This window comes from Nocardia sp. NPDC003693, from assembly GCF_053981095.1.
This window is the reverse complement of sequence record NZ_JBSFNO010000024.1, coordinates 60724-81706: the sequence shown is the minus strand read 5'-3', so window position 1 is coordinate 81706 and position 20983 is coordinate 60724. Positions and strand designations below refer to the sequence as shown.

At 69.5% G+C, this 20983-nt stretch carries 23 protein-coding genes; 13 read left to right on the top strand and 10 right to left on the bottom strand.

What is annotated here, in order from left to right; all coding sequences use genetic code 11:
- The first annotated feature begins 4 nt into the window (after positions 1-4).
- Complete coding sequence (locus tag ACWDOP_RS24740; protein WP_456346964.1) at positions 5-313, top strand: hypothetical protein; 309 nt, start codon at positions 5-7, stop codon at positions 311-313.
- Between the two features lie 58 nt (positions 314-371).
- On the opposite strand, the gene ACWDOP_RS24735 is transcribed toward ACWDOP_RS24740, so the two are convergent.
- Positions 372-572, bottom strand: coding sequence for a hypothetical protein (locus tag ACWDOP_RS24735; RefSeq protein ID WP_456346963.1), 201 nt, complete (start codon positions 570-572; stop codon positions 372-374).
- 65 nt (positions 573-637) lie between these two features.
- Entirely contained in the window at positions 638-1084 is a 447-nt protein-coding gene (locus tag ACWDOP_RS24730; protein ID WP_456346962.1) for a hypothetical protein, read from the bottom strand.
- A gap of 268 nt (positions 1085-1352) precedes the next feature.
- Between ACWDOP_RS24730 and ACWDOP_RS24725 the strand changes: the two genes are divergently transcribed.
- Together ACWDOP_RS24725 and ACWDOP_RS24720 are read left to right on the top strand one after the other, a co-directional pair.
- Positions 1353-2243 carry a DUF5753 domain-containing protein gene (locus tag ACWDOP_RS24725; RefSeq protein WP_456346961.1) on the top strand — a complete coding sequence of 297 codons (891 nt, stop codon included), beginning with the start codon at positions 1353-1355 and terminating at the stop codon, positions 2241-2243.
- A 2-nt stretch (positions 2244-2245) separates the two neighbouring features.
- Positions 2246-2443, top strand: coding sequence for a DUF397 domain-containing protein (locus ACWDOP_RS24720; RefSeq protein ID WP_456346996.1), 198 nt, complete (start codon positions 2246-2248; stop codon positions 2441-2443).
- Positions 2444-2490: 47 nt separating this feature from the next.
- On the opposite strand, the gene ACWDOP_RS24715 is transcribed toward ACWDOP_RS24720, so the two are convergent.
- Entirely contained in the window at positions 2491-2646 is a 156-nt protein-coding gene (locus ACWDOP_RS24715) for a hypothetical protein (RefSeq protein ID WP_456346960.1), read from the bottom strand.
- Between the two features lie 323 nt (positions 2647-2969).
- On the opposite strand from ACWDOP_RS24715, the gene ACWDOP_RS24710 reads away from it, so the two are divergent.
- Positions 2970-4271 (top strand): APC family permease, encoded by a 1302-nt coding sequence (locus ACWDOP_RS24710; RefSeq protein WP_456346959.1) that lies wholly within the window; start codon positions 2970-2972, stop codon positions 4269-4271.
- A gap of 37 nt (positions 4272-4308) precedes the next feature.
- Here ACWDOP_RS24710 and ACWDOP_RS24705 read toward each other — a convergent pair whose 3' ends face one another.
- The gene (locus tag ACWDOP_RS24705) at positions 4309-5526 is read right to left on the bottom strand and encodes an oxygenase MpaB family protein (RefSeq protein WP_456346958.1); all 1218 of its coding nucleotides are present in this window, start codon (positions 5524-5526) and stop codon (positions 4309-4311) included.
- Between the two features lie 77 nt (positions 5527-5603).
- On the opposite strand from ACWDOP_RS24705, the gene ACWDOP_RS24700 reads away from it, so the two are divergent.
- Positions 5604-6239 carry a TetR/AcrR family transcriptional regulator gene (locus ACWDOP_RS24700; RefSeq protein WP_456346957.1) on the top strand — a complete coding sequence of 212 codons (636 nt, stop codon included), beginning with the start codon at positions 5604-5606 and terminating at the stop codon, positions 6237-6239.
- Between the two features lie 66 nt (positions 6240-6305).
- Here ACWDOP_RS24700 and ACWDOP_RS24695 read toward each other — a convergent pair whose 3' ends face one another.
- Complete coding sequence (locus ACWDOP_RS24695) at positions 6306-6938, bottom strand: TetR/AcrR family transcriptional regulator (RefSeq protein WP_456346956.1); 633 nt, start codon at positions 6936-6938, stop codon at positions 6306-6308.
- Between the two features lie 237 nt (positions 6939-7175).
- Here ACWDOP_RS24695 and ACWDOP_RS24690 point away from each other — a divergent pair, with 237 nt between their 5' ends.
- Positions 7176-7859: a DUF3558 family protein gene (locus ACWDOP_RS24690; RefSeq protein ID WP_456346955.1), complete on the top strand. Its 684-nt coding sequence runs from the start codon at positions 7176-7178 to the stop codon at positions 7857-7859.
- A 39-nt stretch (positions 7860-7898) separates the two neighbouring features.
- Here the strand turns inward: ACWDOP_RS24690 and ACWDOP_RS24685 are convergent, their stop codons facing one another.
- Both ACWDOP_RS24685 and ACWDOP_RS24680 read right to left on the bottom strand, forming a co-directional pair.
- On the bottom strand, positions 7899-8618 hold the full coding sequence (locus tag ACWDOP_RS24685; protein WP_456346954.1) for a PP2C family protein-serine/threonine phosphatase: 720 nt from the start codon (positions 8616-8618) through the stop codon (positions 7899-7901).
- A 20-nt stretch (positions 8619-8638) separates the two neighbouring features.
- The gene (locus tag ACWDOP_RS24680) at positions 8639-10858 is read right to left on the bottom strand and encodes an MMPL family transporter (RefSeq protein ID WP_456346953.1); all 2220 of its coding nucleotides are present in this window, start codon (positions 10856-10858) and stop codon (positions 8639-8641) included.
- Positions 10859-10950: 92 nt separating this feature from the next.
- Between ACWDOP_RS24680 and ACWDOP_RS24675 the strand changes: the two genes are divergently transcribed.
- From ACWDOP_RS24675 to ACWDOP_RS24645, 7 genes are all read left to right on the top strand, one after another.
- Positions 10951-11655 (top strand): TetR/AcrR family transcriptional regulator, encoded by a 705-nt coding sequence (locus ACWDOP_RS24675; RefSeq protein ID WP_456346952.1) that lies wholly within the window; start codon positions 10951-10953, stop codon positions 11653-11655.
- A gap of 30 nt (positions 11656-11685) precedes the next feature.
- Positions 11686-13257: an HD domain-containing phosphohydrolase gene (locus tag ACWDOP_RS24670; RefSeq protein WP_456346951.1), complete on the top strand. Its 1572-nt coding sequence runs from the start codon at positions 11686-11688 to the stop codon at positions 13255-13257.
- A 141-nt stretch (positions 13258-13398) separates the two neighbouring features.
- Positions 13399-14148: a hypothetical protein gene (locus ACWDOP_RS24665; RefSeq protein ID WP_456346950.1), complete on the top strand. Its 750-nt coding sequence runs from the start codon at positions 13399-13401 to the stop codon at positions 14146-14148.
- 3 nt (positions 14149-14151) lie between these two features.
- Positions 14152-14376, top strand: coding sequence for a tryptophan biosynthesis modulator TrpM (gene trpM / locus ACWDOP_RS24660; RefSeq protein WP_456346949.1), 225 nt, complete (start codon positions 14152-14154; stop codon positions 14374-14376).
- 104 nt (positions 14377-14480) lie between these two features.
- Positions 14481-15731 (top strand): tryptophan synthase subunit beta, encoded by a 1251-nt coding sequence (gene trpB, locus ACWDOP_RS24655; protein WP_456346948.1) that lies wholly within the window; start codon positions 14481-14483, stop codon positions 15729-15731.
- Entirely contained in the window at positions 15728-16537 is an 810-nt protein-coding gene (trpA, locus tag ACWDOP_RS24650; protein WP_456346947.1) for a tryptophan synthase subunit alpha, read from the top strand. Before trpB ends, trpA begins: the two co-directional genes overlap by 4 nt.
- A 262-nt stretch (positions 16538-16799) precedes the next feature.
- The gene (locus tag ACWDOP_RS24645; protein ID WP_456346946.1) at positions 16800-17609 is read left to right on the top strand and encodes a DUF4333 domain-containing protein; all 810 of its coding nucleotides are present in this window, start codon (positions 16800-16802) and stop codon (positions 17607-17609) included.
- 33 nt (positions 17610-17642) lie between these two features.
- Here the strand turns inward: ACWDOP_RS24645 and ACWDOP_RS24640 are convergent, their stop codons facing one another.
- The 3 genes from ACWDOP_RS24640 to ACWDOP_RS24630 all read right to left on the bottom strand — a co-directional run bounded on the left by ACWDOP_RS24640 (position 17643) and on the right by ACWDOP_RS24630 (position 20953).
- Complete coding sequence (locus ACWDOP_RS24640; protein ID WP_456346945.1) at positions 17643-18287, bottom strand: dihydrofolate reductase family protein; 645 nt, start codon at positions 18285-18287, stop codon at positions 17643-17645.
- Positions 18288-18495: 208 nt separating this feature from the next.
- The gene (locus ACWDOP_RS24635; protein WP_456346944.1) at positions 18496-19641 is read right to left on the bottom strand and encodes an LLM class flavin-dependent oxidoreductase; all 1146 of its coding nucleotides are present in this window, start codon (positions 19639-19641) and stop codon (positions 18496-18498) included.
- Between the two features lie 103 nt (positions 19642-19744).
- Positions 19745-20953, bottom strand: a complete 1209-nt coding sequence (locus ACWDOP_RS24630; RefSeq protein ID WP_456346943.1) for an SfnB family sulfur acquisition oxidoreductase — start codon at positions 20951-20953, stop codon at positions 19745-19747.
- Positions 20954-20983: the final 30 nt, after the last annotated feature.

The window sequence follows — 20983 nt, the reverse complement described above, 5'->3', positions numbered from 1 at the left end:
TGTGATGACCCGTCCCGGACCCCACGACCACTCGCCCGACGGCATTCCCGATCAGGCTCGGACCACGAGAAGTCACGCCGGTGAGAGCATCGAGGACGGCTACAACATCCCCGGCATCCTGCTCTGGATGCTGGGAATCGCGGCGCTCGGCGCGACGCTCACGGCGGCCGCGTACGGGTTCATGGGCTGGGCGCTGATCGGCGCCATCGTGTGCGCGGTCGGCATCGTGGGCGGGACGATCTGGCTCCTGCTCGAGCACCGCCGGATCAAGGCCAGGGAAGGGCTTTCCCTGACGGATCAGAGGGGGCACTGACCGACGTCGTTCGTGGGGTTCCTGACCCCTGTCCACCACGCAAGCCTCAATGGCGGGGCTACTGACGGGGCGTGCGCGTGGGCATCGAGGCGGCTGCCTCGAGGATCTGGGCGGCGCGCAGGCGGGTGGTGCACGCGGCCGGGTCGCAGTCGTGGTGGGCGGTGCGGGCGTGCTGGGCCTGCGGGACGCTCATGTACGCGTCGGTGGGGAAATCGCACCGGAGTGTTCGGGGGTCCTGCGGGGCGCTGGATTCGATCATGAGTCAGCCCATTGCCTTTCATATCGCATGATCTCTGGCCAGGAACTGGTGGTGGACAGCTGTTTTCACGGGGTGGGTCGTGCGTCCGGGTGGGTGGGGCCGGCGAGCCGGAGGCGGCAGTGGGGGAGGAAGGGGTTCTGGCGGGTGAAGACCACGTGCCCGGTCGTGATCGAGATGTGCATCGTCGCGATGCGATAGCGGTAGCCGCCGCGCAGCACGATCTCGGTGTCGGTGATCTCCTCGATCGTGAGGCGCGACAGCACGATTCCCCGCGTCTGCGACAGCTCGACCACCTGCCCGCCGGGTTTCACCCAGTCCGGCAGGGCGAACCCGAGCGGCGTCGGCTCGAGTCCGTTCGGACTCGCGGCCAGCACCGCCTTCGCCTGCGCGCGGCGTCGGCAGACGGTGGTCGGGCAGTCGCGATGGGTTGCCAGTTCCGCTAGCGCGCGGCCGGTGGTCATCTCCGTGTCGGGCAGGGCATCGTGGTCGAACTGCGAAGCGACGGCGCTCATTCGGCATCTCCAGTCGGCAGGACACATCGGTGGGTGAGGATCCGGCGTCCGGGTTGCGTGTAGACGGCGCAGCCATCTGGCTTGTCGCGCTACCCGGGACGCTGCGGTCATTGCTTGTCGGAGCTGGGATTTCGGCTACCGGATACGACAAGTACACAGCAGAACTTCTTCTGCTGAAACGTTCACGGGGAAATCAACGGCGAATATGCTGAACGTTCACGCAGACCCATTTCACGCAGAACTACACCCAGGTAGCGAGGCTAACGAGATGGCCGGATCGACACTTCCCAGACGAGCGCTCGGCAGGCTGCTCCGGCAGCTTCGCCTCGAAGCCCGAAAGTCGCAATTGGCAGCGGGTTTGGCGATCGAGATGTCACCCCCCAGTATCAACCGCCTCGAAGCCGGGCGGATCGTCAGGGTCAGTACGCCGCAGTTCAACGCCCTGCTGGATCTGTACGAGGCCGGGGCGGACGATCGCGCGCAGGTGCTAGCCCTGGTGCAGGAAGCCAAGGCGGCCAAGGGTGATCCGAAGGGCGGATGGTGGCGTGCGTACTCGGACGTGGTCGGCACCCATTTCGATCACTACATGGGCCTCGAAGAAGCCTGCAATCGCTTCACGACGTTTCAGTTGACGTTGCTTCCCGGACTGCTTCAGACCCGCGAGTACCGTCGGTCCATTGCCGTGACCAGCGATCCGGACATGTCCGCGGTCGACATCGAAAGACGGATCGAGCTCGCGGCGCGCAGACAGGCCAGACTTCGGGACAACGACCACTTCACGATTGACGTCCTGCTGTCGGAATCTGTTCTCCGACACCGAGTCGGCGGCCCCCGGGTGATGGCCGAACAGCTGGAACACCTGGCCGAAGTCGGTCGTCTGCCGAACGTTTCCATCCGGGTGGTGCCCCACGATGTCGGTAGCCACCTCGGTCTGATCGCTCAATCGTTCATCCTGCTCGAGTTTCCGTCCCTGCGTGACCGCGGTGTGGTCGAGCCCCCGGTCGTCTACATCGAGGAGTGGGAGGGCGCGCTCTTCCTCGAGGACGGCAAGGCTGTGCAGCGTCATCGAAAAGCTGTCGCGGATATCAGCGGGGTAGCGTTGAGTGAGGAAGCCAGCAGGCTGGTTTTCGAAGATTTCGCGAAGGAGTACTCGACGTGAGCATGCCCCTGACCGGCGCGCATTGGTTCAAGAGCAGCTACAGCCGACCGAACGGGGAATGCGTCGAGGCCGCTCACCTCGCGGAAGGCTCTGTCGGAGTGCGGGATTCGAAGAATCCCGCCGGGCCCGCGCTGGTGTTCGACGGATCGGCGTGGGACGACTTCCTGGGTCGTGTGTGCTCGGGCGCGTTCGACCGGTAGCGATCCGCATCAGGGGATGGGGCCACCGGTCCCCACGGGCCCGCTGATCAGTCGGGCGGTTCCTGGGCGTGCTCCTCGGTGCCGAGATCGTCGGCGACCTCCCGCGTAGCCATGCCGCCCTGGTGTCCGTGGTCTTTCGGTCCGGGGGGCTCGGTTTTCGGGTCGCCGGTGCCGGGCTCGTCGGTGTTCTTCGGCTTCGCCACGAGGACGTCCTTTCGTCGGTCGCGCGGTTGCTCGAGCGTCTGGTGGGGATGGGCCGTCCGCCGGTCAGCGCCGGGTGTGCGACCCGGCGTAACCGCCGGCGTCGGTAGGCAACCGGTGGCGCCGCCGGCTACCGATACAGCGGCGCTACCCGGCGAGCCCCCGGGCAAACCGTTTCCCGACCGCGGAGGCGAGGACGCTCGCGTGAGGTGGCGTTGCGCCGGGGAACCGTCGCCGCCGACGACACGATGAGCTTCGACGAGGTGGTGTGCCGACCCGTTGCTCGTGGTCGGTTCGAGGGCGGGCCGGCGGGTATGTGATCGGTATGCCCACTCCGCTGAACCGAGCCGTGAGCACCCGGCTGCTGTACTTCTTCATCCTGGGCGATGTGCTCGGGGCCGGGGTGTACGTGCTGGTCGGGTCGGTGGCAGAGGTATCCGGAGGGGCGGTTTGGGTGCCCCTGCTGCTCGCGCTGGTGCTCGCGACGCTCAGCGCGGGTTCGTACGCGGAGCTGGCGACGAAGTATCCGCGAGCGGGCGGATCGGCGCACTACGCGACGCGGGCGCTCGGCCCGGCAGCGGGGTCGCTGGTCGGGTTCTGCATGCTCGCCGGCGGTGTGGTGTCGGTGGCGGCGCTCGCGCGCGCGTTCGCGGGCGACTATCTCCAGACCCTGGTCACGGTGCCGATGCTGGCGGTGGTGGTCGTGTTTCTCGTCGCGCTGGCAGCGCTCAACATCCGCGGCATCAAGGAATCCTTGCGCGCCAACGTCTTCGCGACCCTCATCGAACTCGGCGGCCTGCTGCTGATCATCGGGCTCGGCGGGTGGATCATCGCGCGCGGCGACGCGGACCTGGATCGGCTGACCGAAGTGGGCACCGCCGATCGCGGTGTGGTCTCGGCGGTGCTCGCGGGCACGGTGCTGGCCTTCTACTCCTTCGTGGGATTCGAGACCTCGGTGAATCTCGCCGAGGAGGTTCGCGATCCGCGGCGGTCGTATCCGATGGCGCTGTTCGGGGCGCTGTGCACCGCCGGTGTCGTCTACGTCCTGATCGGCATCGTCGCCAGTGCGGCCGTGCCCACCGCCGAACTCGCCCGGTCCAGCGGGCCGCTGCTGGAGGTCGTGCGGATCGCCGGCGGGGTGCCCGAGTGGCTGTTCAGCGTGATCGCGCTGGTCGCGGTCGCCAACGGTGCGCTGCTGACGGGAATCATGGCCTCCCGCTTGACCTACGGCATGGCGCGCGACGGACTACTGCCCGCCGCACTGGCCCGGGTCCTGCCCGGCCGCCGCACGCCGTGGGTGGCGGCGCTGGCCACCTCGGCGATCTCGCTGGTGTTGGCGTTGACCGGGGAGGTCGCGGCTCTGGCCGAGACGCTGGTTCTGCTGCTGCTCGTGGTGTTCGCCGCGGTGAACTGCTCGGTCCTGATCCTGCGCCGCGAGCCCGGGGAGCCCGGGCACTTCCGCATCCCGACCGTCATTCCCTGGCTCGGGCTGGCGTCCTGCCTGTTCCTGGCCACCCGCGTAGCCGGCGAGATCTGGGTGCGCGGGCTGATCCTGGTGGGACTCGGCGTGCTGCTGGCCCTGGTGAACGGTCTGCGCGCGCGGCGCACCGGCGCTCGACGAGAATGACCGGGATCCATGGTCGCCCGCGCAATCCCGATCGCGGCTACGCGCTCTTGACCAGGTTCGAGACCGCGCCACCGATGGTCGTCGGGGCATCGGTCATGGTGCGCAGGAAGGTCGCGTTCTCGCGCTCACCACGGGCGGCGGCGCGTTCCATGCCGCCGGGAACCACCTGTGAGGTAACGGATCTGGTGAGATTGATGGGAATCCGGACCAGCGGATACCAGGGCGGGACAGCCTTCGGCAGGCCCAGTGCGCGCATGGCGCGCGGCCCGAGGAAGGCGCTCGTGACCGACAGGTGTGCCGATCGCGCCAGTTTCCTTCGCAGCTGCGGGAATCGGCTGTAATTCCAGGACAGCGGATCGTCCACCATGGGCGCGGCAAGCTGTTTGGTGGTCTCGTCGGGCGTCGCGAGGGCCGTCATCGTGTGGTACAGCACGCGGACGCCATCGCGGAACGAGCGCGGCAGGAACTCCTCCCGCACGCCGAGCAGCCAACCGGTGTAGCGGGTCAGATGGGCGATCGCGTCGAGATCGGAGGGCGGCAGCAGCATGCCCATGCCCAGCCCGCCCGTCGTCGGGGCGATGAACGAGCCCACCAGCGTTGCGGCCATATCGGTTTGGTTGATCGGCAGCCCCCAGCGCTGCGGTTCCCAGTCCGGCATCGCGACCACGTGCCGGCGCACGAAAGAGTGAATCATCCGGACCCGCACCGTGGATCGATACCCGGTGGTGCCGGGCAGCAGACCGTCGGCCGAGATGACGTCCATCGCCCACTTCATCGTCTCGGCGAAGCGGGTATTGGAGCCCTTCTCCAAAGCGCCTGTCCGCAAGAGGGTCTGGTTGAATCCGGCGAACTGGTAGCCGCCCAGCAGCGAGACATCCCGCGCGAGGTACATCCCGTCCGATCCACCGCCGCGCAGCACCAGCGCGGCCCGGGTGAGCGTGTCCGGATCGACCCAGGCGGGGATCGCTTCGATGTCGGCGAAGAACGCGCGCAGTGGTTCCGGCGGCGATTGCAGACTCGCGATGCCGTCGGCCAGCGCCCGCTCGAACAGCGGCCGGGCGGTGCTCATGCCGACGGAGTACATCCACTCGACCAGCTGATCCATGGGCTCGTCGCCCACCGTCAGGCACTCACCGAGATGGCGGAACTGGCCGGGGTCGGGCTTGCGCAGCCCCAGGGCGAGTGCGAAACCTCGAATGACCCCCGGTACCGGCAGGGGTCCGGCGGGATGACGCGACGGTATGGCCTGGGACATCAGCACTCCTCATTGAGTCGCGGCCGTATTGGATAACGGCCGTGTTCCAAATGTAGGTTCGCGGTATGGTGATGTCAATGTCGAGATCGGATGTAGTGCGTGACTACGGCGGAGTCAGCGCGGAAACGCGCCGTGCGGACCGCCGAACCAAGCTGCTCGCCGCGGGTCGGCAGGTCTGGGGCGAATCGGGCGTCGCCGAGGTGTCCGTGCGCGGGGTGTGCGCCGCGTCGGGGCTCACCCCGCGCTACTTCTACGAGCACTTTCCCAATCGCGAGGCGTTGATCGGCGAGGTCGCCCTCGGGGTACGAGCCCAGGTGACGGACCTGATGGTCGCCACCAGCCTGGCGACCCCCGGCGGTCTCGAGCTCAAACTTCGGGCCGCGCTCACCGCGTTCTTCGAACTTCTCACCGAGGATCGCCACGTGCATCGCATGGTGTCCGACGTCGCCACCGCCGGTTCCCTGGTGCAGTACCGCACCGAAACGCACGACCTGATAACGGAATTGGTCCTGCACTACGGTCCAGACCTCATCGACGCGGACCTGTCCGACGCCGCGGAGGTGCGGCGCAGCGCGCTGTTCGTGGTCGGCGGGGTCAATATGGTTCTGGAGGCCTGGCTCCGCGAGCCCACGCAGTCGGCGGCCGAACTGGCGGCCGCGTGCACCCGTCTGTGTCTCGCCGCGATCGGCGCCGGGGGATCGAGCGAGCACTGAAGGCGTTCCCGTGGTGCGGGAATCGCTCCGGTGCCCGGGTGCGCAGCGCATCGGGGGAGCGCGGGGTCAGGCTTTCGGCGCGCCGTACAACGCCAATGTGTTGTCGATGCATCGGCCGATGAACTCGTCATCGATCGCCCTGTCCCCGACGAGAAGCCGGAAATACAAAGGCGCGGAAACGTTCTCGATGACTTCTCGCGGCTCCGCTCCCGCCCGCAGCTCCCCGCGTTCGACGGCCCGGACGACGATCTCGGAACTGCGTTCGAAACGATCGTTCCAGAACCGGCGCCGCGCGGCATCGACGTCCGGATCGGTGGAGAGCGCGATCGCGGTTCCGACCAGCCGCGCGATGCCCGGGCGGACCAGCAGGTGCGACACCTGCTCGGCGAGTACGCGCAGGTCGGTCCGGACCGCGCCGGTGTCGGGCACGGGGTTGCCGTCCGCGGCCAGTTGCGCGATCGCGTCGGCGATCAGCGCGGTGCGCGTGCCCCAGCGCCGGTAGATCGTCGTCTCCGCGACGCCGGCCCGGGCCGCGACGTCCCCGATGCTCAGTCCTTCGATACCGTGCTCGGCGACCTGTTCGAGGGTGGCCGACAGCACCGATTCCCGCACCCGCGCCGACCGGCCGCCCGTGCGCTTGCGCGGCGCCGGGGCTGCCGTCGGCTGCTCGTCGTCGGTATCGCGATCGGGTTCGGCCATGGTCCAGTTCTACTCGACGCCGCTGCTCGACAGGAACGTGCGGCCCCCGGGCACGCCGATCGTTCGAACGGGCGTGGTGGTCAACCCGTCGGCCGGTGAGCGCCTGTTCTCGTCGGCGCGGGCGCGGTCGATCCGAACCTCGACGCGGCGCCGGGCGGCGGACCGGCGACGCCCCGATGTGTTGTACGTCGTAATTACAGTGTGTAACAACAATTTCCGATGCGCGAATAGACAGTCATGAGTCGTACGACAACGCGATCGCGCAGCGCCGCGACGATAGCCCTGGGTACCGTGCTGCTGCTCGCCGGGTGCGGTACAGCCTCGAACGACGGAGATTCAGCGACCGGTACCGCGACCACGTCGGCCGCCGCGGTCACCACGACCACATCCACCGGCGCCGGCAGTGCGACCACGTCGGCGTCGGCATCGGGCCCGGTGACCACCGCCGAGCCCGAGTCCACGACAAAGGCGCCCGGCACCGACACCGACCGGCCCGCGGGCAGCTGGAACCCCTGCGACACCCCCGATGCCGCGCTCGCGGCTGCGGGTCTGAACGCGGCCAGCGGGCAGGCGGTCCCGAATTCCGCTGTCCCCGGCGAGAAGTCCTGCAAGTGGAAGACCGCCGACGACGTGCTCGAGTTCTACGTCATGGCGTACGGCCAACCGGTCAGCGAGCTACGCCAGTCCGGCAAGTACGTCGACTTCAGCACGGTGACGGTGGCGGGCAGGCAATCTCAGCAGTTCCGCGCGGCGCAGGACACTCACAAGCTCGGCTGCTACATCGCGGTCCCGGCGTCCTTCGGCGGCGACATCCTGCTCCTGGCGTCCCGGGTCTGGAAGCCCCAGGGCGGCACCGACGGATTCAACTCCTGCGACGACGCCCAGCGCATCGCGAACTCCCTGGTCAACCACATACCCTGAGGCGCTGCACACGGCCCGGTCCATCGAAACCCCTGTGTATCAGGGTGTTCCATCGACCCGGATCACGATGGCGGAGGCGTTGTCGTTGCCCCCGGCCGACTCGCACGCGGCCAACAGGGCACTCACGACGGACCGCGGCGAGGTATCGCTGCCGAGCAGCATCCGGAGATCCTCGTAACCGACCTGCTCCGATACGCCGTCGGTGCACAGCAGGTAGCGGTCACCGGGCCGCATCGTCACGCTGAGCACATCGGGCTCGGGTGCGGACCCGTGGCCGATGTAGCGCGTGAGCTGGTATCGAGCCGCCGCGGCCTGTGGCGAGTCGAACGGGTACCAGCCGTGGACCGCGCCGAGCCACGCCACCGTGTGATCGGTGGTCAGCAGCTCGAGCAGGCCCGCCCGCCAGCGGTACACGCGCGAGTCGCCGAGCTGTACGAGCCAGAAGCCCTGGGGCCCGGCGGCAATGGCGGTCAGGGTGCATCCGGCGAGGGCTTGAAGTTCCCGCCCTACGCGACTCACCGCGGCGTGCGCGGCGGCCACGGCGTCGCGAAAACTGTCCGGCTCCGCCGCGCGTGTGGCGTACTCGACGAGGGTGTCGACGGCGATTCGCCCCGCGGCCGCGCTACCCGGCCCGTCTCCCATGCCGTCGGCCACCACCGCGAGCAGCGGCTGCCGAACCAGGTGGGTGACATCGAAGTTGGCCGAGTAGCGAGTGCCCGTGTCGCTGCCGACGGCGGTGTCTATGCGGAGGCCGTTCACGGCGTCAACACTAGCCACGGTCAGGTCGCGGAGGACGCCTGAACCACCTCGCGATCCCGCCGGTCCGATGCCTCGTCCTCGGGGGCGTGCGCGTTCTCCTCGTGTGTCCCTTCGATATTCAGGTTCGGCAGCACTCGGTCCAGGCTGCGCGGCAGCCACCAGGCGCGGTGGCCCAGCAGGGCGAGGACGGCCGGTACGAGGGTGAGCCGGATGGCGAACGCGTCGATCAGGACGCCGACGGCCAGCGCGAAGGCGATGGCTTTCACCTGCGCGTCTTCGATGGGAACGAAGGAGGCGAAGACGACGACCATGATGGTCGCGGCGGCCGTCACCACGCGCACGTTGTGCCGGGCGCCCTCGGTGATGGAGCGCTGGGCATCGCCGGTGCGCGACCACTCCTCGCGGATGCCCGAGACCAGGAAGACCTGGTAGTCCATGGCGAGGCCGAACAGCACGCCCATCACCATGATCGGCAGGAAGCTGACGATCGGTCCGGTGCGGGCGATGCCGAACAGGTCCGCGGCCCAACCCCATTGGAACACGGCCACGGTTGTGCCGAGGGTCGCCGCCAGCGACAGCAGGAAGGTGACGGTGGCCTTGATCGGGACCGCGATCGAGCGGAACACCAGGATCAGCAGGATCAGGCTCAGCCCGACGACGATGCCCAGGAACGGCAGCAGTGAGGCGGCCAGTCGCTGGGACACGTCGATCGATACCGCGGTGTAGCCGGTCACCGCGATGTCGCCGCCGGGGATCTGCGCCGGGACCTCGTCGCGGATCGCGGTGACCAGGTCCGCGGTCCGCTGGTCCTCGGGAGCCGTTTCCGGAAACACCGTGACGATCGATTGCCCGGCCGCGCTCGTCGGCTGCGGCGGAGCGACCAGGGCGACGCCGGGGAGCCGCTGGACGGCGGCGGCCACCTGCTGGGCGGTGCGCGTGTCACCCGCGGGGGCGTCGACGACGACCAGCAGCGGGCCGTTGAGGCCGGGCCCGAACTTGTCCGCGATGGTGTCATAGGCCATCCGCTCGCCGGTTCCGCGCGCGGCGAATCCGTTGTCGGGCAGCGACATCTGGATGGACGCGGCGGGGACGGCGAGCAGTCCGAGGGTGGCGGTTACCAGGGCGATAGTGATCACCGGACGTTTAGTGACAAGCGTGATCCAGCGAGCGCCCATGGTGCGCGCACCGCCGTCGGCACCCGTCGCTGTCGCGCGCCGATGCGCCCGTGAGCCGCCGCGCGGTGCCAGCCGAGTGCCGGCGAAACCGGCCAGGGCCGGGAGCAGCGTGACCGCCACCGCGACGGCGACGAGCACCGCGCCCGAGGCGGCCAAGCCCATGACGGTCAGGAACGGGATGCCGATGACGCTCAGCGCGGCCAGGGCGATGATGACCGTCGTGCCGGCGAAGACCACGGCGCTGCCCGCGGTCGCGTTCGCCTGTGACACCGACTCGCGCGGTGTCATTCCGGCGGCCAGCTGGGCGCGGTGCCGCGTCAGGATGAACAGCGCGTAGTCGATGCCGACGGCCAGGCCCAGCATCACCGCGAGGGTGAGCGCGGTGGAGGACACGGACGTCAGGGAGGTGACCGCGAAGAGTCCGGCGACCGTGACGCCGATGCCGAAAAGTGCGGACAGCAAAGGCATTCCGGCTGCCAGCAGCGAGCCGAAGGTGATGAGGAGAACGGCCATGGCCACCACCAGGCCCAGGACTTCCGCGATGCCCGGCTTCAGTTCGTGCAGGCTGAACGCGGTGCCGCCCACCGCGACCTCGAGCCCGGCCGCTCGCGCCGGTTCGGCCGAGTCGGTCAGAGCCTGCCGGGTGTCCTCGGTGACCAGGGGCGGGTCGTCGGCGAGGCTGACGATCCCGACCGCGGTGGTTCGATCCTGGGAGATGGCCCCGGTCTGCTGGGGCGTGACCACACCGATGGCGTGCGGAGCGGTCCCGGCCTTGTCGAGCACCTGCTGGATCGCGGTGACGTAGGCGGGCTCGGTGATGACGTGCCCGTCCGGCGCCGTGAAGACGAATTGCGCGTTCGCGCCGGCGGATTCGGGCGCGGTGTCGGCCAGCACGTCGAGTGCCCGCTGCGATTCCGTGCCGGGCACGGTGAATTGGTCGTTGAGGCGGTCGCCGACCATGCCCACCGCGCCGACGAGCGCGATCAGCACGGCGATCCAGATGGTCGTGACCAGTCGGCGCCGCCGGTACGCGACATCGCCGAGCCGTCGAAGTAGCCCGCTCATGGAGGTCCTTTCGGGCGAACATGATGTTTGTGGCTGTAAACTTTGCGAGTGTTAACTTGTCATCGATCTGTACGGGCGTCAACATTGGCGGGGTGAGCAGTGTGGAAGGTCATACGGACGGCGCGGCCCCCGCGCCCGCGCGGCAGACCCCCTACCACCACGGTGACCTGCGCAACGCGCTCGTGAGCGCGTCCGCCGAGCTGGCCGAGCTCGGCGGCCCGGCGGCGGTGACGGTCCGGGCCGCCGCCCGCGCGACCGGCGTCACCGCCACGGCCGCGTACCGCCACTTCAGCGGACACGAGGAGCTGCTCGCGGCGGTCTGCGATCTGGCCGGGCAGGTGCTGTTCGAGGCCATGAACTCCGCCATGCGGGAGGTGGCCGACCGGTCGGATCCGGTGACGACCGCGATAGCCCGCCTGGCGACCGCGGGCCGCGCCTACATAGCGTTCGCCGAGCGCGAGCCCGGCCTGTTCCGGACCGCGTTCTCCCCGACCGAGGCCACACCCCACAAGGACGTGGTCGACGACCCGATCTTCGCGCTCATCGGCGAGAACCTGGACATCCTGTCGGACTCCGGCTTCATGGACCCGCGCCAGCGCACGGGCGCCGAGTTCACCGTCTGGGCGGCGGTGCACGGCCTGGCGACCCTGATGGTCGACGGGCCGCTGTCCGATCTCGACGCGGACGAGCGCGAAAGCGCGGTGCGGCGCATGGTCGCCGCGGTGTTCCGCGGGTGCGCGACCGGTCCGAACGCCGGCCGATATCTCACGGATCCGCATATGGCCCTGGAGGTCTGAGCGCGGGCGGGCTGCGCATATGCTCACCCCATGACCCGCACCCCTCGGGACCCGGGTGTTTCCCTGGCCGCGCTGCTGGCCGCGTTCTCCTTCGCGATGGACCTCGGCCTGGGCCAGCCCATGGCGCACGTGCTGCGGTCGTGGCGGTTGGCGGCGCGGCTCGGGGAGCAGGTCGGGCTCGGGCCCGGGGAGCGGTCCGACCTGTACTACACCGCGGTGCTGGCGTGGGCCGGATGCGTGGCGGACGGGCCCGAGGTGGCCGCGTGGTTCGGGGACGACATCGCTTTCCGCTCGGACACCTACGGGGTGGACCTGCGCGGAATGAGCGGCGCGGCCTTCTTCCTGCGGCACGCGGGGTCGTCGGGGCCGCTCGCGCAGCGGGTGCGCAAGACGGTGACCATCGCGGCTACGGGTGGTCGCGACATCGAGCGAGGGCTGATGGCGCACTGCCTGGCCACCTCCACCATGGCCGAACGGCTCGGGCTGGACCCGGCGGTGGGGGATTCGCTGCGGCAGTTCTTCGCGCGCTGGGACGGCAGGGGTGTGCCCGGCGGTATCGGCGGAGACCGAATCGGGCTGGGAATGCGGCTCTTTCATCTCGCCGACGTCGTGGAGGTCATGCACCGCACCGCCGGCATCGACGCCGCGATCGAGGTCGCCCGGGCGCGGCGCGGGACGCAGTTCGATCCGGTGGTGGTGGACGCCTTCTGCGCGTCGGCCCGCGAGCTGCTCGCTGACTCCGACGTCGAACCCGACCACGAGGAGCTCATCGCCGCCGATCCGGGACTGCGGCGCAATCTCACCGGCGCGGAACTGGATTCGGCGCTCGAGGTGATCGCCGACTTCACCGATCTGCGGTCGCCGTACCGGGCCGGGCATTCGCGCGGGGTGGCCGATCTCGGTGGCCGGGCAGCGGCCGTCGCCGGGCTCCCCGAGGCCGATATCACCCTGGTGCGGCACGCGGCCCTGCTGCACGACATCGGGCTGCACGGGGTCCCGGCGAGCATTCTGGACAAGCCCGCGGGGCTGAGTGTGACCGAGCGCGAACGGCTTCGGATGAACTCGTACTACACCGAGCGGGTGCTGGCCCGGCCGGCCGGGCTCGCCCGGATCGGGGCGGTCGCCGCGCTGGCCTACGAGCGCCTGGACGGGTCGGGTGCGCATCGCGGACTGACCGGGTCGGCGATTCCGATGACCGCGCGACTGCTGGCCGCGGCCGATGTCTACCGAGCCATGACCGAACCGCGTGCCTACCGAGATGCCTTGCCGTCCAAGCGGATTCTCGCCGAGATGCGCGCGGAGGTCCGTGGCGGCCGACTCGACGCGGCCGCGGTCGACGCGGTTCTCGAAGCGGCGGGACAACCCCGGGGGCGACGGGTCTCGGGTCCGGACGGCCTCACCCCGCGCGAGCTCGAGGTGCTCGGACTGATCGCCCGGGGCGCTTCCACTCGGGATGTGGCGCGCGCCCTGGGCATCACGCCCAAAACCGCGGGCACCCATATCGAACGCATCTACACCAAGACGGGGTCCTCGAGCCGATCCACCGTCACGCTCTACGCGGTTCAGCACGGTTTGCTGGACACTCTCGCCGTCGATTCGTAGGGAGAACACCCGACGACACGCGCTCACCGCGCGCCTAACGTTCGCTGCACACACCGTTCCGCCGTCCCGGCGGCAGTGCACGAAGTGAGGTTCCGCGATGCCGGCGGCGGCCGGCGGAAGCGATACCGGAGATGAGAAATCATGCTTGATCTGGCGTCGAGATTGACCGGTCTGCCGGAAACGGTCGGCCACGCGGCGTGGCCGGACCACGAATACGTCAAGGGCTGGGGCGTATTCGGGCTGCCCTTCGACAGCGGTCACGTACTCGCCCTGCGCGTCTTCCCCGAGAACGATTTCGGACCGTACAAGACCGTGTGGCACCGCGACCCCGAGCGCCGCTGGTCGATCTTCGTCGACGGCGACCGGCTCGAGACGGCGTGCCCGCGCTACTACGGAAGTGCTTGTGTCTATACGGGTTTCGCCTCGATTCGACTGGAATGGACCGGTCCGGCAACCCTGCGGATCACGGTGGACGAACCCGCGCTGGAGTGGACGCTGACCGCCCACGACACCCCGGCGCTGCGCGTGCTCAACGCGGTCGGGGGACGGCTGCCGCTGGGTACCTGGCGCGTGCCCGCGCTCGTGCGGGCACGGGAGCGAATCGCCGCCGCGCTGGGCATGGGTCGGCTGCGGATGGCGGGCACCATGCCCAGCGGCCACACCGGGATCCTCATGCCCGAGCGCATGTACCTGATCTCCGAGTCGACGGCCTCGCTCGACGGACTGGACTTCGGAAGCCCGGCTCGCCTGGCGGTGAACCCGGTCATCGGTGCGGTGGCCCTGCCCGCCCGGGGCGTGCTCGCCATCGGCCAGGCGATGTGGGAAGCCCTCGATCCGCTGAGCGACGGGCCGAACACCGGGGGACTCACCCACACCGTCGACCCTCGATAACCGGTGCGCGGCTATCGCGCTGATGATCGCCGCGCACCGCGGGCTGCTACTGTCGGCATCGTGCCCATCGCCGCTCGTCTCGCCCCCGGTTGCCGCCCGCGCGGCTGCCGCGCGCCGGCGCGCCGGGTACACGGGCGCCGGGTGCGCTGGGTGATCGGCTCCGAGCCGGGCCAGGTCAATGGGATGCGATGGCTGTGCGCGCCGCGCGTCGAGCGAGGTAACCGCTAGTCATCCGGCCGTGTTCGGCCGGGTTCTTCGCTGCGCGCGTGCGCGTGCGCCGACCTCACCCAGCCATCGCACCGGAACGCGTGTTCCGGCTCAGGAGCGACCACATGATCAGCCAACTCTTCATCCCCGCCCCCGACAGGCAGAATCCCAGCGCCGCGGGCTATTTCGGCGACTACGGCGGAAAGTTCATACCGGAGGCGCTCGTCGCCGCGGTGGAAGACGTCGCCGTCGAGTACGACCGGGCCCTGCGCGATCCGGGGTTCGCCGCCGAGTTCTCGGAGCTGCTCGCCCACTACGCGGGGCGGCCGACGGCCCTGACCGAGGTGTCGCGCTTCGCCGAACATGCCGGTGGCGCAACGATTTTCCTCAAGCGGGAGGATCTGAACCACACCGGTTCTCACAAGATCAACAACGTGCTGGGGCAGGCGCTGCTCACCAAGCGCATGGGCAAGACCCGCGTCATCGCCGAGACCGGCGCGGGTTCGCACGGGGTGGCGACCGCGACCGCGTGCGCGCTGTTCGGCCTCGAATGCGTCGTGTACATGGGCGAAGTCGACATGCGGCGGCAGGCGCTCAACGTGGCGCGCATGACGATGCTGGGCGCCCGGGTCGTTCCGGTGACGTCCGGATCGCGCACGCTGAAGGACGCGATCAACGAGACGTTCCGGGACTGGGTCGCGAACGCGGAGGACACCCACTACATCTTCGGGACGGTGGCCGGGCCGCATCCGTTCCCGGCGATGATCCGCGACTTCCAGCGCGTGATCGGCATGGAGGCACGCGCGCAGCTGCTCGAACGAACCGGACGACTGCCGGACGCCGCGGTGGCGTGCGTCGGCGGCGGGTCGAACGCCATCGGGCTGTTCCACCCCTTTCTCGACGATCCGGCCGTGCGGCTGATCGGGTGCGAAGCCGCCGGGCACGGCATCGAGAGCGGGCGGCACGCGGCCACGCTGTCGGCCGGTGAGCCCGGCATCCTGCACGGTTCGCGGTCCTACGTGCTGCAGGACGACGAAGGGCAGATCACCGAGGCGCATTCGATCTCGGCCGGATTGGACTATCCGGGAATCGGTCCCGAGCACGCGTTCCTGCACGACAGCGGCCGTGGCGAGTACCGCCCGATCACCGACGACGCCGCGATGCGGGCGCTGCGGCTGCTGTCGTCGACCGAGGGCATCATCCCGGCGATCGAGAGCGCACACGCGCTTGCGGGCGCTCTCGACCTCGGCTGCGAGCTGGGGCCGGACGCCCTGATCCTGGTCAGCCTGTCCGGGCGCGGGGACAAGGACATGGCCACCGCGGTCGACTATTTCGGCCTGGAGACCGGCGCGGCCGGATCGGAGGAGAACCGGTGAGCGGAAACATCACACTGCTCGAGAACACCCTGGCCGCGGCGAAACGAGAGGGCCGCGCGGCGCTGGTCGCCTACCTGCCCGCCGGTTTCCCGACCGTCGAGGGCGGCATCGCCGCGATGCGGTCGGTCCTCGATGCCGGCGCCGACATTCTCGAAGTCGGCCTGCCACACAGTGATCCGGTACTCGACGGCCCGGTGATCCAGACCGCCGCGGATATCGCTCTGCGTTCCGGTACCCGGATTCGGGACGTGCTACGCGCCGTGCGCGAGGTCCATCGCGCCACCGGCAAACCCGTCCTGGTGATGACGTACTGGAATCCCTTGTCCCGCTACGGGATAGAACGCTTTGCCGCCGAACTGGCCGACGCGGGCGGTGCGGGCTGCATCCTCCCCGATCTCCCCGTCCAGGAGTCCGCTCCCTGGCGTGCGCAGGCGGCCGCCCACGACCTCGCCACCGTGTTCGTGGCCGCGCCGAGCACGACGAGTGAGCGACTGCGCGAGATAACCTCCGCCTGTTCAGGATTCGTCTACGCCGCCGCGCAGATGGGCGTGACAGGCGCCCGGGAGTCGATCGGAGGGTCGCCCGAGGCCCTGGTCCGCCGTGTCCGGGCGATCACCGACCTCCCGATCTGCGTCGGGATCGGCATATCGACCCCGGCCCAGGCCGCGGCGGTGGCGAGCTACGCCGACGGGGTCATCGTCGGTTCGGCGCTGGTCGCGGCGATACTCGACGCGCCCGAAACAGGGAGCGGTCCGGAAGCGGCTCGAACGCTGGCGAGTTCGCTCGCCGGTGCGCTACGGGCCTGATCGTGATGTGTTCCGTCGGCCGGAGATCAACGACCTTCCGGTCGGCGGGGCATGGGAATCGGCGGACGTGGCTGCGGCCGTACCTATGCGGTGCTGCGTGTCAGGCCGAGCCGCCTCTGCTGCTCGTAGGCATGGGTTCGATCGACAACGGATCGTGGACAGCCTGCGGGAACGAATCAGCGCCTGTCCGACCGATATTCGAGTACGGGGTTGTCCGACCGTGTACGGACCTTGCCGATTCGGCTCTCGTAGCATGTCCGAAATGCGTAGGTGGATTGTGGTGCTCTCGGCACTGGCCGTATCGGGGTGCGGGTTGTTCGGGCCGGACGAGATCAGTGGCGGGGACGTGGCTAAAGACGTCGGGCAGTTCTTTCGGTCGGCTTCCGGAGACGACGCCAAGAGTCTGAAGTGCGATGCCGTCGACGCCGAGGTCGGTGCGAAGACCAGCTGCACCGCCATCGATCGTTACGACGAGAAATGGTTGATGAGCGTCGTCGTGCAGACCGTGGACGGTGAACAGGTCACGTACGACAGCACGTTCGATGATTCGCTCGCGGACAACGCCGAAGTGCAGAAGGCTCTCGCTCTCGCTCTGCAGAACAAGACCGGGCGCGCGGTGGGAACCGTGCAATGCGCCGGTATCCAGAAGGCGAAAGTCCATGCTTCGCGCACCTGTACGGTCGTCGAATCCAACGGTGCGCGCTGGGAGGTCGACGCGGGTATCTCCAGTCCGAGCAGTGTCGTGTCGGCCACGTTCAAGGACACGCTGCTGTACGCGACGACGGTCGAGAACATCGTCGCCAGTCTGGCCCACAACCTCTCCCGGCACTACGGCTTCGCCTCGTTCACCGATTTGAAAAGTTGTATGGCGAGCAAGGGGAGCTGCGCGAACATGTTGCGCGGCAACCCCGGCGACACCATTCATTGCCGAGCGATCCTCGCGGACAACAGCACCACCGACGTCACCGTCCGCACCACCAAATCCGAGGAGGGCAGGATCTATTTCGAGCTCTTCCCCGACAACGCCCCGGATCTCAGCATGAGCGGCTGGCAGTTGGCCGACCCCAGTTGACCGCGGGGGTCCCGAACGCCGAGGGCGGCCTGCTCAGCGGCGCCAGAAGAAGTGGTGTACCACGCCGCTCGGGCTCGGGACCTGCTCCAGGTGGAAGCGGTCGGTGAGGTCTTCGGGGCCGTCCCACAACTTCTCGCCGCGGCCCAGTTCGACCGGTGCTACGGCGACGTGCATCGTGTCGATCAGGTCGGCGTCGAGGAACTGGCGGACCGTCGCGACACCGCCGCCTATGCGCACATCCTTGCCGGCGGCGGCCTCGAGGGCCTGGGCCAGGGCGTCTTTCGGGGACGCGTCGATGAAGTGGAACGTCGTGTCGGACAGGGAGAAGGACGGGCGGGGGTGGTGGGTCAGCACGAACACCGGGGTGCGGAACGGGGGCTCGTCGCCCCACCAGCCCTGCCAGTCCTCGTTCTGCCACGGGCCGCGCAGGGGACCGAACTTGTTGCGGCCCATGATCTCGGCGCCGATGTTGTTCGCGTAGTCGCGGGTGATGTAGTCGTCCAGGCCGTAGGTGCCGCCGGGCTCGGTGCGATTGGGCCAGTGCGCGGTCGCCCCGGCCCAGGACATCAGGGCTGCCGGATCGGCGTGACCGAACGGGCGGTCGAGGCTCTGCCCGGCGCCCGCGCCGTACCCGTCGGTGGACACGGCGAAGTTCTGAACCCGAACCAGAGGCGTCATCGGAACCCTTTCAGCGAACCATGGTCGAGCTCCGCCGACCGACGCCGACGGCAGCTATGGGTGCGCCCAACGTACCGGGAGGGTCCGACAAATCCTGGGACGCGATCATGTCGTACCGATGCTCGCGGCGCTGCGGTAGCGCCCGGTGAGCCAGGAAAGGCGCTTCGTGCACGGTCCACCGCTACACGGATCCGAGAGCCTCGGCAGATCAGTTTGCGAACGGCACGCGCGCCGCGGCAGCGCTGTCGGCGTTCCGGAACGGATGCCGCCACAACCCTTTCCGGCTCAGTATCGGCAGCACACCCTCGCCGAACCAATACGCCTCCTCGAGATGCGGGTGGCCGGACAGGATGAACTCGTCGATCCCGAGGGCGTGGTACTCCTCGATACGCTCGGCGACCTCGGTGTGGCTGCCGACCAGGGCGGTGCCCGCGCCGCCGCGTACGAGACCGACCCCGGCCCAGAGGTTGGGGGAGACCTCCAGGTCGGCGGTGGTGCCGCCGTGCAGGGCGCGCATCCGGCGCTGGCCCTCGGAACCGCTGCGGGACAGGCCCGCCTGGACCGCGGCGATGGCCGCGGGGTCCAGGGCCGAGACGAGGCGGTCGGCCTCGGCCCAGGCCTGGGCCGCGGTGTCGCGGCTGATGACGTGCAGGCGGATGCCGAAACGCGGCGGGGTGCGGCCCGCCGCGGCGGCTTGCGCGCGGATCCAGTCGAGTTTGGCGGCGACGGCTTCCGGGGGCTCGCCCCAGGTCAGGTAGACGTCGCTGTGCCGTACGGCGACCCCGCCCGCGGCGGGGGAGGAACCGCCGAAATAGATGTCCGGGATGGGGTGCGGGACCCGGTCCAGGGCCGCGTCGACCACGTGAATGTGCTCGCCCGCCAACGTCACTCGCTCACCGGCCCACAGTCGGCGGACCACGGTGAGGAACTCGTCGGTGCGCCGATAGCGCTGATCCTTGTCCAGATGGTCGCCGTAGGCGCGCTGTTCGTGATCCTCGCCGCCGGTGACCACGTTGAGCAGCAGTCGCCCGCCGGTGTGCCGCTGGTAGGTGGCGGCCATCTGGGCGGCCAGGGTCGGCGACACCAGACCCGGCCGGAAGGCGACCAGGAACTTCAGATGCTCGGATTCGCGGGCCAGGATGGCCGTGGTGAGCCAGGCGTCCTCGCACCACGCGCCGGTCGGAGTCAGGGCCGCCTCGAAGCCCAATTGCTCGGCGCCGCGCGCGATTTGGGACAGATAACCGATATCGGCGGGGCGGTCGCCGCTCGCCGCCGTGACGGCCGTACCGTGACCGCCGCCGACGAGATAGCGACTGTCGCCGTAGGTGGGCAGGAACCAGTGGAACCGCAACATGTTTCGTCCGTTCTGAGCGTCGGGGAGGCAGCCCGGATCGAGCCCGCCACCGCCGACCGGGGGTCGGGGCCGCGGAGCGGACGCGCCTCCGGGGCGAGCTCCCTCAGAGCACGCCGTGGCGCGGCGGCGGCGTGCCGGTGAGCAGGTAGCGACCGATGTGCTGGATCTTCCAGCGCACCGGATCGTGCAGGGTATGGGTGCGGGCGTTGCGCCAATGCCGGTGCAGATTCAGCGAATCCAGCGCCGACCGCGTGCCCGCGACCTCGAACAGGGCGTTGGTCACCTCGAGGGCGGCCCGATCGGCGGCGGCCTTGGCGGTGGCCACCGCGATGGACGCGGCCGCCGCGGTGCTGTCGTCCAGATCGGCCTGCGCCCGGTCGACGGCCGCACCCGCCACGGCCAGCAGCGCCTCCGCCGCGCGCACGCTCACCTCCAGTTCGCCGAAGCGCTGCACCGTGAGCGGATCCTCGGCCGCGCTCTCCACCCCGGCCTCGAACCACGGCCGGCTGCGGGTGCGGACGAACTCGGCCGCCTCGGTGAGCGCCCCGCGCGCGATACCGGCGTCGATCGCGGTGTGCAGGATCTGGGCGCGGGCCCCGTAGAGCTGCGGCCCCGTGAAGGTGAGGTGGTGTGGAACGACGTTCTCGGCGGGCACCCGGACGCCCTCGAGCCGCACCGTGCCGCTGGCGGTGGTGCGCTGGCCCATGCCGTCCCAGTCGTCGACGACGGTGAGCCCGCCGGCGTCGGCGGGGACGTAGGCCACCACGATCCGATCCTCGTCGTCCTTGGCCAGCACCGGAATCCAGTGCGCGAACAGGGCGCCGGTCGAGTAGTGCTTGACCCCGTCCAGGACATATCCGCCCTCGGCGTGCGCCCGCAGCCGCGTGCGGTAGTCCTGTACGTGCTTGGTGCCCGCTTCGGACTGTGCGTTGCCGAATCGCTTGCCCGCCAGCACCTCCGCGAACAGCCGCCGCTGCAGCTCCGCGGTCCCGTTCTGGCGCAGCGCGTTCACGTACACGAAGTGACTGTGCGGAATCTGCGCCACATTCGGGTCACCGGAGGCCAGGAGCCGGAACACCTCCGCGACAACGGCTGTCGAGACCTCCGCCCCGCCGAACTCCCGGGGCACCGTGATGCCGAACAGCCCGCTGGCAGACAGCTCGTCCAGCTCGGCGCGCGGCAGTTCGCGCCGGGCGTCGCGATCCGCGGCACCGGCGGCAAGGCGGATCGCGAACCGGGCCGCGACCGCCAGCGCCTCCTCGGCGTCGGCGATCACCCGCGCGGTCAACGGTCGTTCGGCGATCTCGGTCATGATGTGCCCCAGGTGTTCTCGGTGATCGCC

Coding starts and splice junctions, on each gene's coding strand:
- ACWDOP_RS24740 (WP_456346964.1), top strand. CDS start 5: ATGACCCGTCCCGGACCCCACGACCACTCGCCCGACGGCATTCCCGAT.
- ACWDOP_RS24735 (WP_456346963.1), bottom strand. CDS start 572: ATGATCGAATCCAGCGCCCCGCAGGACCCCCGAACACTCCGGTGCGAT.
- ACWDOP_RS24730 (WP_456346962.1), bottom strand. CDS start 1,084: ATGAGCGCCGTCGCTTCGCAGTTCGACCACGATGCCCTGCCCGACACG.
- ACWDOP_RS24725 (WP_456346961.1), top strand. CDS start 1,353: ATGGCCGGATCGACACTTCCCAGACGAGCGCTCGGCAGGCTGCTCCGG.
- ACWDOP_RS24720 (WP_456346996.1), top strand. CDS start 2,246: ATGCCCCTGACCGGCGCGCATTGGTTCAAGAGCAGCTACAGCCGACCG.
- ACWDOP_RS24710 (WP_456346959.1), top strand. CDS start 2,970: ATGCCCACTCCGCTGAACCGAGCCGTGAGCACCCGGCTGCTGTACTTC.
- ACWDOP_RS24705 (WP_456346958.1), bottom strand. CDS start 5,526: ATGTCCCAGGCCATACCGTCGCGTCATCCCGCCGGACCCCTGCCGGTA.
- ACWDOP_RS24700 (WP_456346957.1), top strand. CDS start 5,604: ATGTCGAGATCGGATGTAGTGCGTGACTACGGCGGAGTCAGCGCGGAA.
- ACWDOP_RS24695 (WP_456346956.1), bottom strand. CDS start 6,938: ATGGCCGAACCCGATCGCGATACCGACGACGAGCAGCCGACGGCAGCC.
- ACWDOP_RS24690 (WP_456346955.1), top strand. CDS start 7,176: ATGAGTCGTACGACAACGCGATCGCGCAGCGCCGCGACGATAGCCCTG.
- ACWDOP_RS24680 (WP_456346953.1), bottom strand. CDS start 10,858: ATGAGCGGGCTACTTCGACGGCTCGGCGATGTCGCGTACCGGCGGCGC.
- ACWDOP_RS24670 (WP_456346951.1), top strand. CDS start 11,686: ATGACCCGCACCCCTCGGGACCCGGGTGTTTCCCTGGCCGCGCTGCTG.
- ACWDOP_RS24665 (WP_456346950.1), top strand. CDS start 13,399: ATGCTTGATCTGGCGTCGAGATTGACCGGTCTGCCGGAAACGGTCGGC.
- trpB (WP_456346948.1), top strand. CDS start 14,481: ATGATCAGCCAACTCTTCATCCCCGCCCCCGACAGGCAGAATCCCAGC.
- ACWDOP_RS24645 (WP_456346946.1), top strand. CDS start 16,800: ATGCGTAGGTGGATTGTGGTGCTCTCGGCACTGGCCGTATCGGGGTGC.
- ACWDOP_RS24640 (WP_456346945.1), bottom strand. CDS start 18,287: ATGACGCCTCTGGTTCGGGTTCAGAACTTCGCCGTGTCCACCGACGGG.
- ACWDOP_RS24635 (WP_456346944.1), bottom strand. CDS start 19,641: ATGTTGCGGTTCCACTGGTTCCTGCCCACCTACGGCGACAGTCGCTAT.
- ACWDOP_RS24630 (WP_456346943.1), bottom strand. CDS start 20,953: ATGACCGAGATCGCCGAACGACCGTTGACCGCGCGGGTGATCGCCGAC.